Source organism: Sphingobacterium sp. UME9 (genome assembly GCF_014170215.1).
In the GTDB taxonomy this organism is placed as follows: domain Bacteria; phylum Bacteroidota; class Bacteroidia; order Sphingobacteriales; family Sphingobacteriaceae; genus Sphingobacterium; species Sphingobacterium paramultivorum.
The window spans coordinates 1,244,631-1,260,905 of the sequence record NZ_LZZP01000003.1 but is presented as its reverse complement, the minus strand read 5'-3'; the positions used below and the strand labels follow the sequence as shown (position 1 = coordinate 1,260,905).

At 38.6% G+C, this 16,275-nt stretch carries 14 protein-coding genes; 8 read left to right on the top strand and 6 right to left on the bottom strand.

The features are described 5' to 3' along the window. Positions 1-339 precede the first annotated feature (339 nt). Genes topA through cmk form a run of 3 tightly spaced genes read left to right on the top strand, consistent with a single transcriptional unit; the run spans position 340 to position 3,850 of the window. Positions 340-2,739, top strand: a complete 2,400-nt coding sequence (gene topA, locus A9970_RS06930) for a type I DNA topoisomerase (protein ID WP_182981761.1) — start codon at positions 340-342, stop codon at positions 2,737-2,739. Positions 2,740-2,741: 2 nt separating this feature from the next. Further along, entirely contained in the window at positions 2,742-3,155 is a 414-nt protein-coding gene (locus tag A9970_RS06925) for a hypothetical protein (RefSeq protein ID WP_153844669.1), read from the top strand. Continuing rightward, the gene (gene cmk / locus A9970_RS06920; RefSeq protein WP_182981760.1) at positions 3,155-3,850 is read left to right on the top strand and encodes a (d)CMP kinase; all 696 of its coding nucleotides are present in this window, start codon (positions 3,155-3,157) and stop codon (positions 3,848-3,850) included. Before A9970_RS06925 ends, cmk begins: the two co-directional genes overlap by 1 nt. A gap of 42 nt (positions 3,851-3,892) precedes the next feature. On the opposite strand, the gene A9970_RS06915 is transcribed toward cmk, so the two are convergent. The 4 genes from A9970_RS06915 to A9970_RS06900 form a co-directional block, all read right to left on the bottom strand. Beyond that, positions 3,893-4,186, bottom strand: a complete 294-nt coding sequence (locus tag A9970_RS06915) for a hypothetical protein (protein ID WP_075992843.1) — start codon at positions 4,184-4,186, stop codon at positions 3,893-3,895. Between the two features lie 163 nt (positions 4,187-4,349). Continuing rightward, positions 4,350-5,549 (bottom strand): pyridoxal phosphate-dependent aminotransferase, encoded by a 1,200-nt coding sequence (locus A9970_RS06910; RefSeq protein ID WP_182981759.1) that lies wholly within the window; start codon positions 5,547-5,549, stop codon positions 4,350-4,352. Between the two features lie 97 nt (positions 5,550-5,646). Further along, a complete protein-coding gene (locus A9970_RS06905) occupies positions 5,647-6,021 on the bottom strand; it encodes a DUF1573 domain-containing protein (protein WP_075992841.1) in 375 nt (124 codons plus the stop codon). Positions 6,022-6,119: 98 nt separating this feature from the next. Continuing rightward, complete coding sequence (locus A9970_RS06900) at positions 6,120-7,085, bottom strand: SIS domain-containing protein (protein ID WP_153844666.1); 966 nt, start codon at positions 7,083-7,085, stop codon at positions 6,120-6,122. 101 nt (positions 7,086-7,186) lie between these two features. Here A9970_RS06900 and recQ point away from each other — a divergent pair, with 101 nt between their 5' ends. The 3 genes from recQ (at position 7,187) to A9970_RS06885 (ending at position 11,386) form a co-directional block, all read left to right on the top strand. Next, entirely contained in the window at positions 7,187-9,376 is a 2,190-nt protein-coding gene (gene recQ / locus A9970_RS06895; protein ID WP_153844665.1) for a DNA helicase RecQ, read from the top strand. A gap of 15 nt (positions 9,377-9,391) precedes the next feature. Next, positions 9,392-10,207: a 3-deoxy-8-phosphooctulonate synthase gene (kdsA, locus tag A9970_RS06890; protein WP_120334127.1), complete on the top strand. Its 816-nt coding sequence runs from the start codon at positions 9,392-9,394 to the stop codon at positions 10,205-10,207. A gap of 84 nt (positions 10,208-10,291) precedes the next feature. Next, a complete protein-coding gene (locus A9970_RS06885; protein WP_182981758.1) occupies positions 10,292-11,386 on the top strand; it encodes an SGNH/GDSL hydrolase family protein in 1,095 nt (364 codons plus the stop codon). Positions 11,387-11,540: 154 nt separating this feature from the next. Here A9970_RS06885 and A9970_RS06880 read toward each other — a convergent pair whose 3' ends face one another. Both A9970_RS06880 and A9970_RS06875 read right to left on the bottom strand, forming a co-directional pair. Next, positions 11,541-12,842: a DEAD/DEAH box helicase gene (locus tag A9970_RS06880; protein ID WP_182981757.1), complete on the bottom strand. Its 1,302-nt coding sequence runs from the start codon at positions 12,840-12,842 to the stop codon at positions 11,541-11,543. Between the two features lie 53 nt (positions 12,843-12,895). After that, positions 12,896-13,225: a multidrug efflux SMR transporter gene (locus tag A9970_RS06875; RefSeq protein ID WP_182981756.1), complete on the bottom strand. Its 330-nt coding sequence runs from the start codon at positions 13,223-13,225 to the stop codon at positions 12,896-12,898. A 152-nt stretch (positions 13,226-13,377) separates the two neighbouring features. On the opposite strand from A9970_RS06875, the gene A9970_RS06870 reads away from it, so the two are divergent. Together A9970_RS06870 and A9970_RS06865 are read left to right on the top strand one after the other, a co-directional pair. Next, positions 13,378-15,624 (top strand): sensor histidine kinase, encoded by a 2,247-nt coding sequence (locus tag A9970_RS06870; RefSeq protein ID WP_182981755.1) that lies wholly within the window; start codon positions 13,378-13,380, stop codon positions 15,622-15,624. A 12-nt stretch (positions 15,625-15,636) separates the two neighbouring features. Next, complete coding sequence (locus tag A9970_RS06865; protein ID WP_153844660.1) at positions 15,637-16,269, top strand: response regulator transcription factor; 633 nt, start codon at positions 15,637-15,639, stop codon at positions 16,267-16,269. Positions 16,270-16,275 lie beyond the last annotated feature (6 nt).

The window sequence follows — 16,275 nt, the reverse complement described above, 5'->3', positions numbered from 1 at the left end:
TTGCCCTTTTGAATAAGCGAATATACATATATATTTTACTTCTACGTATTTTAACTGTTTCGAATATTTGATTTAGCAACTTTATGAAGGTTGATTCGAAACCGAATAAAGTTAAATGAATTTATTTTTGTCTGAAATAGATGGAAAAAAGGTAGTTGGATCGGTGAATCTCCTTGATCTGACAGCGTTTCTGTGCCGACCTCAACTCCGTTACGCGGTCCTTTGTCCTTGGATAAATTTCTTAATTGTCGACATGAAATCTATTTTTTTTGTCTTTTTTGCAAGAAATTATTGTCATTCCTTTCAGAATTCCCTTTATTTGCACAAATCTCAAATTAGATGGCGAAAAATTTATTGATAGTTGAGTCTCCAGCGAAAGCGAAAACGATAGAAGGGTATTTAGGAAAGGATTTTTTGGTCAAGTCAAGTTATGGACATATTCGCGACTTGGTGAAAACCGATGATGCAATTGATACCGAAAAGAATTTTGAACAAAAGTATGAAGTTCCCTCCGACAAAAAGGCGGTTGTAAGTGAACTGAGGAAATTGGCTAAAGCTGCAGAAACCGTTTGGTTAGCGTCCGATGAGGACCGCGAAGGAGAGGCTATTTCATGGCACTTATTTGAGACTTTGGGATTAAAAGATGAAAATACAAAAAGGATTGTGTTTCATGAGATTACGAAGCCAGCTATCCTGAAGGCTATTGACAATCCGCGTAAAATAGATTATAACCTAGTAAATGCACAACAAGCGCGAAGGGTTCTAGATCGATTAGTCGGTTTTGAATTATCTCCGGTTCTATGGAAAAAGGTGAAGCCTTCTTTATCTGCTGGGCGGGTGCAGTCTGTTGCGGTTCGTCTGATTGTAGATCGTGAGCGTGAAATCAATAAATTTGAACCCGAAGCGGCTTTTAAGATCGTTGCTTTTTTTCATACGGGAAAAGTTAAAGATAGTTTTAAAGCCGAGCTTCCGCAGCGTTTTGCAACAGAAGCAGAGGCGACCAAATTTTTGGAAGATTGTAAAGCAGCGCTGTTTTCTGTAAAAAATCTAGAAACAAAACCTGCAAAGCGTTCACCATCGGCGCCATTTACAACATCAACATTACAGCAGGAAGCAAGTAGAAAACTTGGATTTTCGGTTGCCCGCACCATGCAGGTGGCTCAAAGGCTGTATGAATCAGGACGAATTACCTATATGCGTACCGATTCTGTTAATTTGAGTGATACGGCGATTGAGGCTGCTGAAAAGGAAATCAAATCGGCTTATGGTAACCAGTACCATAAGCTCAGAAAATATAAAACAAAAACATCGGGTGCACAAGAGGCACACGAAGCTATTCGTCCTACCTATTTCTCAGAGCACACCATTGATGGTGATGCATCCGAAAAAAGATTATATGAGCTTATTTGGAAAAGAGCAATTGCTTCCCAAATGAGTGAGGCGGAGTTTGAACGTACATTGGCAAAGATCGACGTCTCAACCCGTACTGAAGATTTGAATGCTTCAGGAGAGGTTATGAAATTTGATGGATTCTTGAAAGTTTACATGGAATCCTTGGACGACGAGCAAGACAGCGCGACGGACGAAGATAGTGACAATGCTATTCTTCCACCATTAGCCGTTGGTATGCCATTGACTTTGAAAAACATGTCGGCAACAGAGCGTTTTACACGACCTCCAGCACGTTATACGGAAGCTGCTTTGGTGAAAAAATTGGAGGAATTGGGAATCGGCCGTCCTTCAACCTACGCACCTACGATTTCAACGATTCAAAACCGCGGTTATGTTATAAAGGAAGAACGTGAAGGTAAATCGCGTGATTACCGTGTACTAACATTAAAGGATGCTGAATTAACAGCGATAACAAAAACTGAAATAACCGGTGCCGAAAAAGGAAAAATGTTTCCAACGGATATCGGTGTTGTGGTGAATGATTTTTTGGTTGAACACTTCAACGGTATTGTGGATTTTCATTTTACGGCCAACGTAGAAAAAGAATTTGACGATATTGCGCATGGACTGACCGAATGGACAAAAATGTTGCATGATTTCTATGGACCTTTTCATTCTGAGGTAGAAGATACTTTAGTAAATGCAGATCGTGCGAATAATGAGCGTGAGCTCGGTATCGATCCAGTGTCCGGTAAACCCGTTTCGGTTCGCATTGGTAAGTTCGGCCCACTGGTACAGATTGGTTCTCCTGACGATGAAGAAAAACCTCGTTTTGCTTCCTTGCGGAAGGGACAGATGATCGAAACCATTACTTTTGAGGATGCCATGGAATTATTCAAATTACCGAAAAAAGTCGGTTTATTTGAAGACAAGGAAATGACTGTCGCGGTGGGACGATTTGGACCTTATATACGTCACAATTCAGCGTTTTACTCGTTGCCTAAAGGCGTTGATCCTTTGGACGTAACAGAAGAAGAGGCGATACAGATTATCAAAGACAAACGTCAGAAAGATATCGAGAAAGTTATTCGGGTTTTTGAGGAAAATCCGGATGCTCAAATTGAGCAGGGACGCTGGGGACCATTTATTCGTTTTGGCAAGCAAAATCTGAAAATACCTAAAGGAACCGAGATTGAAAAAATCACGTATGCGGATGTGCTGAAATGGGCTGAGGCAGATGCTCCAAAAGGAAAAGCGACTAAAGCAAAAACAACAGAAAAGAAAACTGTAGCAAAAAAGGCTCCAGCAAAGAAGGCTCCAGCTAAAAAAACTACAAAGTCTAAATAAGGATGAAAGCAGATTTTCCTGAAAATATTGTCAAAGACATTATGATCGCCGTTGTTTTGGAAGGTGAGACGGTGGAGACAAAAAATTGGACTGTCTATGTTATCAACGACAAGAATATTGCCATTCAGAATGTGCTGATCAGCTCAAAAGGTTATGGCGAAAAGGATGGCCGACAAGTAACAACAACGACTTTGCGTCATTTTATTGGAAATATAGAAGCGAAATCTTTCGATCGTGTTGAAGCGATCGATGAACAGGTATTCGGGCTGACAAATGAATATTGGTTGAGTTTTTATATTGATAATATTATTTACGATAAAAAATATATCTTTTTACCCGAAAGCATTGTGGATGGTAACCTCACTAAGGTTCCTTTGGTCAATCGTCCAGGTGTAATCATAGGAGGAAACGAATAATGAGTGGACGTCACAATTTTATTATCGCCATAGATGGTTTTTCCTCCTGCGGTAAGAGTACCCTGGCAAAGGCTTTGGCAAAAAAACTGAAGTTCGCCTTTATTGACAGTGGAGCCATGTATAGGGCTGTCACACTCTATTTTATCCGGCATGAAATAGCGCTGGATGATCAAGAAGCGATAGAAAATGCACTGAACGATATCCATATTGATTTTATCCCAAACGCAATAAAGACGGAGATCCATCTAAACGATGAGGATATCTCTGAAGAGATCCGTCAGATGTATATTTCTGATAAAGTCAGCGATGTGAGTGCGATCAAAGCTGTTCGGGTTGCTATGGTTGCCCAGCAGCAAAAATTGGGTAGCAGGCGAAATATTATTATGGATGGCCGTGATATTGGTACTACCGTTTTTCCAGATGCTGATCTGAAGATTTTTATGACCGCAGATCCTAAAGTACGTGCTGCGAGGCGTTACCTAGAGTTAACGGAAAAAGGAGAGGATGTGACTTTAGAAGAAGTTGTGGAGAATCTTTCTACACGTGACCGTATCGACAGTACGCGTGCGGAAAGTCCATTACGACAAGCCGAAGATGCGATTGTTTTGGACAATTCAAATCTGACACCAGAACAACAGCTTCATTTTGTTGAAGAAGAATATTTAAAAGCTAAGGCTGCAAAAGCCCAGTCATAAAACAAAAAATAGGCCGATTATTTAATCGGCCTATTTTTTTAGCTATTTTACGCTATTGATCTGTTGTTGTTCCAATAGTTTTCCAACATTGTTTTTCTCCCCAAATTCTGCTGTCTGCTCTTGAAAAGATTCCAGAAGAGCTTTGATAGCATCTGAATTATCTGCTGTGCGCTGATAGATATCGGGAATTGTTTTTTCAATATTCTTATCGCCGAGTTCAATGTTATCAACTTCGATTTTGCCTATTTTTTCCAAAACAGCTTGTTGGCTATTTCTGACATCTTCTAATTCTCTTGCTATTTTTTCCATTAATTGGAATTTCTTCAATTTATCCATATGAAATCGCTTTGGTTACTATAATAAGAACAAGATGCTTCAAAAGTTTGTTTTGTTTTTTTTAAAATAGCAAATAGAAGAAGGGTTTATGAGGAGGGGCTATGAAAAAAGAAAAAGACGGAACATACATGTCCCGCCTTTCATAAGTGCTGTTATTTTGTTATTAATTTGTACGTCCCGGATACACTTGAAGAGCTTTCTCTAGGCAAACCAATGCTTTATTCAGATCATCTTGATTAAGCACATAGGCAAGGCGTACTTCATTTATACCGGCACCCTCCGTACTGTAAAAACCGGTAGCGGGAGCCATCATTACCGTTTCATTATTGTAAGAGAAATCTTCCAACATCCATTGACAGAATTTATCAGCATTGTCAATCGGTAGTTTGGCAACGACGTAAAATGCACCACCTGGGTTAGGAGAGTAAACTCCTTCAATGGCGTTAAGTCCTTTCACGAGGGTATCTCTTCTTGCTGTGTATTCTTTGGATACTGCTTCAAAGTAACTGTCTGGTGTATCAACAGCAGCCTCACCCGCAATTTGACCTTCCAACGAAGGGCTTAAGCGAGCTTGTGCAAATTTCAGTGCAGTCTGATATAGCTCTTTATTTTTGGTAATGATACATCCAATACGCGCACCACAAGCAGAGTAACGTTTTGATACTGTATCAAAAATAACCACATTATTTTCGAGACCTTCTAAATGCATTGGTGAGATAAACTCTCTACCATCGTAACAAAATTCACGATAGGCCTCATCTGAGAAAAGGTAAAGATCATATTTTAGACAAAGTTCACGAAGAGCTTCGAGTTCTTCTCTGGAATAAAGGTACCCTGTCGGGTTATTTGGATTACAGATGCAGATCGCTTTGGTTTTCGGGGTAATTACTTTTTCAAATTCAGCGATAGAAGGTAATGCAAATCCGCTTTCAATATAGGACATGATTGGTTTGATTACAACATCAGAGGAACAGGCAAAACCATTGTAATTTGCATAAAATGGCTCCGGAATGATAATCTCTTCTCCTTCATTTAAACAGGCTTGCATAGCGATCATAATCGCTTCCGAGCCGCCATTAGTTACTAATATATCAGTTGGCTCAATATTATAATTTAGCTTATTATAATATTCTGCTAACTTGTTCCGATAAGAGGCTGTACCTTCAGAAGCTGTGTAAGCCCACACTTTGAACTGTATATTTTTCAAAGCATTAAGCATCACTTCAGGTGTTTGGATATCAGGTTGTCCGATATTGAGGTGGTATATCTTTTTACCTTCTTTTTTTGCTTGATCAGCATATGGCGTCAACTTTCTAATAGGCGACGCAGGCATATTTAGCCCTTTTTCTGATATTACTGGCATTATAGTTTTTTTAAAATTAGTAGTGCAAAGCTAACCAAAATAAAACGAAAAAAGCCACATGATTACGTGGCTTTTTTCGTTTTATTTACAAGAATTGTTATTCTACAATACCCTTAATATATAGCGTTTTTACAGGAGTCTTGGTGTTCGACTGTACCGTGAAACTCTTTGTGAATGGAGCTTTTGCCGCCGCATTGTAAGTCACTTTGATCGTTCCGCTTTCGCCTGGCTTAATTGGCGTTTTCGTAAATTCTGCTACAGAACATCCGCAGGTAGGCACAACATTTGAAATGATAATTGGCTCACTGCCTGTGTTTGAAAACTTGAAATTATACGAAACGGGCGTACCGGCCGGAATTTTGCCAAAATCATGGGTTTCTTTTTCGAATTTAAATTCCCCTTGTCCTGTCTGCATCGAAGAAAAACCAATAAAGGAAATGATCACTGCTAAGATTGTTATATACTTTTTCATGCTTCTAAAATATTACTTTACGATTAAAATAGTACAACTGATATGCCAAATTTAATATTTATTGCCAATTTATTGTACATCTAACAACTTTATTACAGTTATATTATACCTTCTTTCAGTAAGTCCTGTATGTGGATAACACCAGCATAATTCCCTTTGTCGGAAACCAATAATTGTGTGATGTTATTTTCTCGCATAATATGGAGAGCATTGGCTGCCAATTCATTTTTGTCAATGATTTTTGGTGATTTCCCCATGATATCGGCGGCAGTAATTGTCGCTAAATCGGTGTGTTTCTCCAGCATACGACGGATATCACCGTCTGTGATGATGCCGAGTATGTGGTCAGCATCCAACACGGCTACAGCTCCTAGTCTAAACTGTGTTATGGTGATGATGATATCACTTACAGTGGCTTGCGGTTGGACACTGGGTTTGCCGTTCTGATCGGATAGATCGCCGACTCTTAAGTACAGTTTTTTGCCTAATGCTCCTCCTGGATGGTATTTTGCAAAATCTTTGTCCGTGAAATCGCGGCACTCTTGTAAAACGACAGCAAGCGCATCACCCATTGCTAACTGAGCAGTTGTACTTGAAGTCGGTGCAAGGTTGTTAGGACAAGCTTCTTTCTCAACGGTAGTATTTAAGATATAGTCTGCATTTTTAGCGAGGTAGGATTCGGTATTTCCAACCAAAGCAACCAATACATTCTTTGTCTGTTTTAAAAAGGGAACAAGCACTTTAATCTCAGGTGTATTACCACTTTTAGAGATCGCAATAATTAAATCATTTTGTTGGATAATACCAAGATCGCCGTGGATAGCATCAGCTGCATGCATAAAGATCGATGGTGTGCCTGTCGAATTTAGCGTTGCAACTATCTTTTGGGCGATAATAGCACTTTTTCCGATTCCAGTTACAATAACTCGGCCTTGCAAATTTAGAATACGATCGACAACGGTAACAAAATCATCATCAATATATTGAGCCAAAGCAGCTACTGCCTTGGCTTCTTCTTGAATAGCTTGAATAGCTATATTTTTTATTTCGTAGTTGTTTTTCACAAAAAATACTCTTACTTTTATGTATTAGAATAGATTGCAAAAATAGATTATTTTTCAAGATTATTTCTTCATTTATCTATCTTATTTTTGCCCAAGGCGCAATGGAAATAGAAAAATCACTTTTCGACAATTTACAAGATTTTTTTGGTTTTGATACTTTTAAAGGGGATCAAGAGGCAATTATAACTAGTATTCTTCAACGAAGAGATACTTTTGTAATTATGCCAACCGGAGGAGGGAAATCAATTTGCTATCAACTTCCTGCTCTCATGAGTGAGGGAACTGCAATTGTTATTTCTCCGCTGATTGCTTTAATGAAAAACCAGGTAGATCAGCTTCGTGCATTCGGTGGCGAAGATAGTATCGCTCATTTTTTAAATTCATCATTGAATAAGAGCGAAATTACAAAGGTTAAGGATGATGTACTCGCCGGGAAGACCAAATTGCTGTATGTAGCTCCAGAATCACTTGCCAAGCAAGATAATCTGGAATTCTTACATCAGATTACCGTGTCTTTCGTAGCGGTTGACGAAGCGCATTGTATTTCGGAATGGGGACACGATTTCAGACCAGAATATCGTAAAATACGCCAGGTAATTAACGAAATAGGTGCCAATATTCCTATTATAGCTCTTACTGCGACTGCGACTCCCAAAGTTCAGTCTGATATTCGTAAAAATTTGCAGATGACTGATGCTGTTTTATTTAAGTCATCATTTAATCGGAGCAATTTATATTACGAGGTAAGACCTAAAAAAGATGTTGTTAAAGAGATTGTTCGCTTTATCAAAACCAAACCGGGAAAGACTGGTATAGTTTATTGCTTAAGCCGTAAGAAAGTAGAAGAAATCAGTGAGGTTCTGAACCTAAATGGTATCAAAGCTCTACCTTATCATGCAGGTCTAGATGCGAAAACGAGAGCTGATACGCAGGATAAATTTCTGATGGAAGACGTCGAAGTTATTGTTGCTACCATCGCTTTTGGTATGGGAATAGACAAACCGGATGTTCGTTATGTCATTCACCATGATATTCCTAAATCCATGGAAGGTTACTATCAGGAAACAGGACGTGCTGGCCGTGATGGCGGAGATGGTTATTGTTTGGCTTTTTACTCGGAAAAAGATGTTGAAAAGCTGACCAAGTTTATGAAAGATAAACCTGTGGCCGAACGCGAAATCGGGACACAGATTTTAAAAGAAGTTATTGATTATTCCGAGTCTGCAGTATGTCGTCGCAAACAGATCCTCCACTATTTTGGGGAAAATTTTGACGAGCAGGGCTGCAGTAACATGTGCGATAACTGCCGCTCGGAGAAAGAATATTTTGAGGCAGAAGATTCCTTGAAAAATGTACTGGGCTTCATTCAGGAGCAGGGCGAGAAATTTGATGATCATCACGTGATCAACGTCATGATGGGTCAAAATAATCAACCAGTATCTTCCTATAAACATGATGAACACCGTCTTTTCGGAACGGGTAAAGAGAAAGGTGTTATCTATTGGAAATCTTTGCTTAGACAGGCTGTGCTTGATAACTTTATCCAAAAAGATATTGATCATTATGGCCTTTTAAAACTGACAGATATTGGCCGTCATTATTTGGATAATCCTTATCAACTAAAATTTGTTTTGAATCGTCCAATTGAAGGGGGAGATAACACAAATTCGGAAGATGCAGGGCACGGTACAGGGGCCTTAGATACCGTCTTACTGGGTATGCTTAAAGATCTACGCAAGAAAATTGCAAAAGGGAAGGCACTGCCACCGTTTGTTATCTTTCAAGATCCTTCGCTGGAAGAAATGTGTACACATTATCCAATCGCCATCGATGAGTTGAAACAGATTCAGGGAGTAGGGAATGGTAAAGCGATTAAATTTGGAGCACCATTTATTGCTTTGATCAAAGACTACGTTGAGGAAAATGAAATCGATAGACCTGTGGATCTTGTCATTAAAAGTACAGCTAATAAATCGGCATTAAAGGTATCTATTATCCAAAATATCGATCGTAAAATCGCATTGGATGATATTGCCTCAGCTAAGGGGATAACTTATGAGGAAATATTGAAGGAAATAGAGACGATTGTAAATGCGGGTACAAAAATCAATATCAATTATTTTATTGACGAGATTATTGATGAGGATCGCCAGGATGAGGTATACGACTATTTTAAGACAGCGGAGACTGATTCAATTAATGATGCGCTTAAAGAACTTGGAGGGGATGATTACAGTTATGAAGATCTCCAATTGATGCGAATCAAATTTTTATCGGAGCTTGGCAATTAATTTTTTTATAATTATATGATTAATAAATACATTCCCGAAATAAAGAATGGGACATCGCAGAATTTCTTTTTAATGGCGGGGCCCTGTGCAATTGAGGGAGAAGAAATCGCTTTGCGTATTGCTGAAAAGATTGTTACAATTACAGATAAACTTAATATTCCTTACATTTTCAAGGGATCCTACCGTAAGGCCAATAGATCCCGTCTAGATTCATTTATGGGAATAGGTGATGAAAAGGCGCTGAAGATTTTGGAAAAAGTTGGAAAAACTTTTGGTGTACCCACGGTGACAGATATCCATGAGAGCCACGAGGCAGAAATGGCAGCTGCATACGTTGACGTTCTTCAAATTCCAGCATTTTTGTGCAGACAGACTGATTTATTGGTTGCGGCGGCAAAAACGAATAAGGTGGTCAATGTAAAAAAAGGCCAGTTTTTGAGCGCTGGATCTATGAAATTTGCAGTAGATAAGATCGTGGAATCTGGAAATGAAAAGGTTTTTTTAACTGATCGTGGCAATACATTCGGCTATCAGGATCTCATTGTAGATTATCGAGGGATTCCCGAAATGCGTGCTTTTAACGTACCCACAGTGATGGACTGTACACATTCCTTGCAACAACCGAATCAGACTTCTGGCGTAACAGGAGGAAAACCAGCTTTAATTGAAACAATAGCAAAAGCTGCAATCGCCGTGGGAGCTGACGGTCTGTTTATAGAAACACATCCTGATCCGGCAAATGCGAAATCTGATGGCGCCAATATGTTACATTTGGATTTACTTGAAGGCTTGATGGAAAAACTTGTACGAGTTAGACAAGCTATTTTATAGTATAATAAATAAATCACAATAGAAAGGAGCCAATAGGCTCCTTTTTTATAATCAATTATATCAAACTTAAAGCCAAATTATTGTATGTTATCAAAAGTTGCGTTGACAGCGTTTTTTCTGTTGTCTTTTTCTGCCATCAAAGCGCAGGAGAATTATAGTTGGTTTTCTCCACTAGAAGATAAACATGTAGAAGGTCGGTTGGAGAATCAGAAGCTTTCAGCCTTCAACAGACTTCCGGATGAATTGGAAAGTCAGGTACGTAAACCTGTATGGGAGCTGGGGAAGAATAGCGCCGGATTCTATATTGACTTTCAAACTTCTTCACCTGAGATTACAGTTCAATACCAAGTTGCGGGAGGCTTAAATATGCCCCATATGCCCACGACAGGTGTTAGTGGGCTGGATCTTTATGCTTATGATACAGCAAAGAAGGAATGGAAATGGGCTTATGGTAGTTATGATTTTTCGGATACCATTTCTTATACGTGGAAGAATATTGGGCGCAATGAAAAATTTAATTACCGCTTATATCTTCCGCTCTACAATACAGTTAAGTGGTTAAAGATTGGTGTGTCAAATACGGCTAAATTAACGTATACTCATACCACAGCGGCAAAGCCTATTGTTGTCTATGGAACCTCGATTGGACAGGGGGCCTGTACAAGCCGTCCTGGTTTGGCTTGGACCAGTCAGGTAGGAAGGGCATTTAATCACGAGGTGATCAATTTATGTTTCTCTGGAAATGGTCGACTCGAACAACCTATTTTAAATATGATGAACCAAGAAGATGCCGCCTGCTATATTCTCGATTGTATTCCCAATCTGGCTATTTCGAAATCGTTAACAGAAACACAATTGGATTCTTTGTTGGTCCATGCAGTGACATTTTTAAGAAAAGAACATCCTACAACGCCTATTATTTTGACGCAGCATAGTTCGGGGAATATAGCCGAAGTCTTTAATGAAGATAAAAATGCAGAATATCAGCAAAGCAGCCGGGTACTGAAAGCGACGTTTGAAAAATTACAATCAAAAGGAATTCGTCAGCTTTTCCTATTGTCGAGCCAAGAGCTTAATCTGAATCTGAATTCAACTGTAGACTATGCCCATCCAAATGATCAAGGTATGGACAGAATCGCAAATGCGTATATTAAATTGTTGAAGAAAATTCTAAAGTAGGCTACCGCTAACGGCGCCTTCACGGTATCAGCGTCTGGAATTTACAGTATCGATAGGGCATCGTATATGAAACAGATTTATTGGATTAGCATACATCCGTCAGCACAAGAAATAAAAATAGAAAAGGGAAGTTTTAAGCTTCCCTTTTCTATTTTTATTTCTTTTTCATTTTCATCGTCATTTTTGCCTTTTCACCACCCCCATAATTAAAGGTCTTGGCATTGCTTTCTTTCTTTTGGTGAAAAGCACCGCCGCGGGAAAGATCTTCTTTATTATCTTCCTCCTTGCTGGACTTTTTCTTTTTGTCGGCGATGTGATTATAGATCGCAAGATCCTCAGGCAATTCCAAAACATCCATTCTTTTACCGACGGCCTGTTCTATTTTTTTGACCATTGGTAATTCCAGATCTGTTGTGAAAGTCAACACGACCGATTCTTCATTTTCGTCATTTTTAACAAGATGATTTAAGAATTCCTCCTTTTCATTCGGTAACTCAAATTGAAAAATAAATGGAATAGCGGAAAGGTCCACATCGTTTGTATTTTCCCGAGCAATAATCAAGACACGAGATTGACTATTTTCTTTGAAATCTTCCATGTTGTCATAGCCAAAATCATCGTAGAACAATGGATTGAGGATAGCAATTTCTTCTTTATTGCTACTGAACAAACTGCTGGCCAACTTTTGTGCAGTAAGCTTAGAGTTCACAAAGACGACTACTTTTTGAAATACTTCTTTATCCTGCAACAGAAGATTTAATAAATTGATCTTTGTTGTGAAATTAGGAACATGATATAATAGTAGATCTAGGGTATCGACAATGTCATTCTCAAGTTCATCTATTTCGACTGAGGCACAATTCTCATTCATGAAATTGTCGATCATGTCATAAAGTTTTTGGTGTTCAACAGTACTGAAAACCAAATGTTGTACTTTTCCGCAGCTTTCGGCTAATTCCCTTACTGTATTTTGCATTCCTTGCTTGATAATCTCCTCAGCATCATCAATAATTAATGTCTGAATACGGTTGAGATTCAAGGCCAATTTAAGATAGATAGCTCTTGCACGATTTGGAGTAGCTACAACGATGTCTTTTCCATCAACCAGTTCTTCGATTTCTTCTTCCATGCTGCCTGAAGACCGCAATCCAATGATGCGAAGACCTTTATTTTTGCTTAATTGGTAGAATCTCTCAACAATCTCGTCGATACGTTCTTCATTAGGCGCCAAGATCAAAAACTTCGGAGCTTCATCTGTTGTGAATTTCAACTTCATCAAGGTAGATAAAACATAAGTTGTGGTTTTGCCAGCACCTTCCGGAGCGATGGCAATCACATCCTGTCCACCAAGAATTCTGGAAATGCATCTACTTTGAATTTCCTTTGGAGCCAGATAACCGAGTTCAGTCATCGCAGCAGTCAATCTTTTGCTAAGTTTTAGTTTCTCTAACGACACGTATCCTTTTATTTATGTAAGTTACAAAAGTACAAATTTAGATCTTAGATCAGCTAATGTGTGCCCATTTTTGAAAATAGATTGATAATAATGACTCCAACGACAATCAAGACCATGCCAATAATGGCTGCTGTATCGGGGATCTGTTTGAATAAGAACATACCAATCAGTGTAATGGCTACAATACCAACGCCAGACCAAATTGCATAAGATATTCCGACGGGCAGGTATTTAAGTGTGATACTTAAAAAATAGAAGGCAATGATATAACCTGCAATACAGATAAGGGTAGGTTTTATAAGGGTAAAACCTGCAGATTTCTTTAAGAAAGTGGTTGCAAATATCTCAGCGGCTATGGCAAGAAAAAGATAGATGTACTTCATTGTTACAAAGGTACAATTTTTTGTTTGGTAAGGTTCGATTAATTAGGTCAATAACAGCGAGAAGTTAAGTTATTTTAGAGATAATGAATTGCGTATAAGGGTAAATTTATCTAAGTTTGGCCAATTCACATAGCTAGAGCAATTATTTTTTTATGGGGCATATTCAAAATTTTTGGAGATCGGTACTGATATTTTTTACCTTTTTATGTTTCTGTTGTACTGTTTTTGCCCAAGAACAACTGCAGGAGTTAAAAAAATCATATTACAGTCTTCCCTTAGGAAGCAAGGAACGTTTTGTATTAACAGGAAAATATGCACAGGCTTTATATTTTAATAATGAGAAAGCGCTGGCTAGTCAATTGCTTAATGATAATATTCAGTTGGCCAGAAATTATCCTGACAAACAATATTATGCCTACTTGAATTGTATTGCTGCCATGAATAGCTTCAACGATCATGCGTTTGAAAAATCACGCTATTATTTAGAACATGCTAAATCTGTGCTCCCCATAGTTAGCGATAATGGAATTAAGGGTTATGTCCATTATTGTGATGGATGGGTTATGACACGGCAGAATAAGGAAGATGAGGCTGTTTCCCAGTTCCATAAAGCAATTTCATTTTTGGAGAAGGCGCCACAGACTGAGGCAAATATCGCCCGAAAATTGGCGGTTTATAAGGAGCTTACAGCTATCTATGCCAATCAGCGTAACTATGATTTCCAGGAGAAGTATACATCGCTTTTGTTGGAAACGGCTAAGGAAGGGAAAAATATCAATAGTTTATTTGATGCCTACATGCAAGCTGGTTACTTATTTGAAGAGGAGTATAGATCAAATAATGCAGATCGCAATTTATTGAGAAAAGCTGAGCACCATTATCTTGAGGCATATAATTTGGTGAAAAATAATGAGAAGAATCTGGTTAATCCGACTGATCTAGCGTATGTTTCTGTTAATTTAGCGAATCTGTACCATGAGTTTTATCCTGATAATGGCGGTAAAAAAGCAATATCATATGCGAAACAGGCCTTAAATATCGCCGCCGAAACAGGCCAGTATGCGATTACAATACCTGCATATGGCGTCTTGGCAGATGAATCTTTTAAATTGGGACGTCGGGAGGAAGGTAAAAAATATTTACAGCAAGCACTGTATAATCTTCAACAAGAGCCTCATTATGACTACCAGGTAGGGTTAAGCCTGTTTAGCAGATTGGCCGAAGTAAGTGTGGAAGAGGGAAAATATGAAGAAGCTTTCAACTATCAAAAAAGCTACATTGACGTTTTTGAAAAGGCATTTAATTCGGACAAACTGGATAAGACGAAGCAGCTGGAGCTGAAGTATGAGCGCGAACTGCAAAACCAAAAATTAATGCGGCTTCGACTGGAAGGGGAGAAAAAGGAACAGCAGATCAAGTTGATGAAAGCATTGAATGATAGGCAGCATCAACTGGTGGAGAATCTGAAGTTAAATGAATTGAATCGAACCCAGCAACTTAAAGTATTACAGCTCGAACGCGATAAAAAGGAGCAGGATCTGCAATTAAGCCGACTGGAAAATGAACAGCGCTTACAAGAGCTTGATGTCTCCAAAAAACAGATTGCTTTCAAATCACGGATGAATTCGATCTATATCTGGTTATTTATCAGTTGTTTGATCGTGATCGTATTGTTATTTTACGCCCATTGGCAGCGATCAAAGGCATTGAAGCATAAGGAACATTTGCATGAACTTGAAATAGAAAAGAATAATCAGCAACATGCCATTAAAAATCTAACTGCGATGCTTGCAGGAGAGGAGAAGGAGCGGACCCGCCTTGCCCGAGATTTGCATGATGGCTTGGGTGGTTTACTTTCGAGCACCAAATTGGGATTATCAGCCATCAATAAAAATACTTTAGAACAGGAATCCATGAAAGAAGGGATCGACCGAAGTATTGATTTGCTGGACGGGGCTGTCGATGAACTTCGTCGGCTTGCACATAATCTTATGCCAGATTTAATTGTAAAATATGGTTTGAAAGAAACTTTAAGAGACTATGCGGGCCGAATGAGTCAATCTACATGTCAAGTTGAATGTGAATTTTTACAATTTGAATCAACCTTAAGTACGGAACAGGAGATTTTTTTGTATAGAATTATTCAAGAATTGGTGAATAACGCATTGAAGCATGCTAATGCGGCCAACATTTTAATACAGCTTTCTTCACATAATAAACGTTTACATATTACAATTGAAGATGATGGCAAGGGTTTTGATATGGAAAGTGTCGATTTGCAGCATTCTGCAGGAATGCACAATGTGAGATCAAGACTTTCATTTCTACAAGGAGAGATGAAGATTATGTCGGAGAATGGAGCGGGTACAACCATAGAATTGGAATTACCCATGATTTAACTTTTTGGAAAAATGATAAAAATAGCGATTACAGACGATCACCCTTTGCTACTTGAGGGATTGAAAAACATTATAAATGCGCATGAGGATTTTGAAGTAGTGGGCATGTATTCGAGTGCGACTGAACTGTTCCATCATATTGCTACTGATATGCCATTGGTATTGCTACTTGATATCAATCTACCAGATGCTAATGGTATCGATTTGGTTAAAGGCCTGAAGGAAAGCAATAAGGATTTAAAAATTATTGCGTTTAGTGTCCACAATGAATTTGCAGTGATCAACAGCATTTTAAATGAGGGTGCCAATGCCTATTTACAGAAAAATGCAAATGGTGATGAAATACTTGCTGCCATTTCCGCTGTTCTTGTTGGAAGAAGATATCTGTGTGAAAAAACTCAGACCATCTTGAACAAGAAGGTGGAAATGGGGCTTAAGCAGGTACCAAAATTGACACGTCGTGAGAAAGAAGTGCTTACTTTCGTAGCACAAGGAATGACAACAAATCAAATTGCAGATTCATTGTTTATCAGTTCACATACAGTAGAAAGCCATCGCAAAAATCTAATGGAGAAATTTCAAACCAAAAGTGTTACTGCTGCAGTAAAATCGGCTATAGAATACGGATTAATTCGGGAAACCTAATTAAAT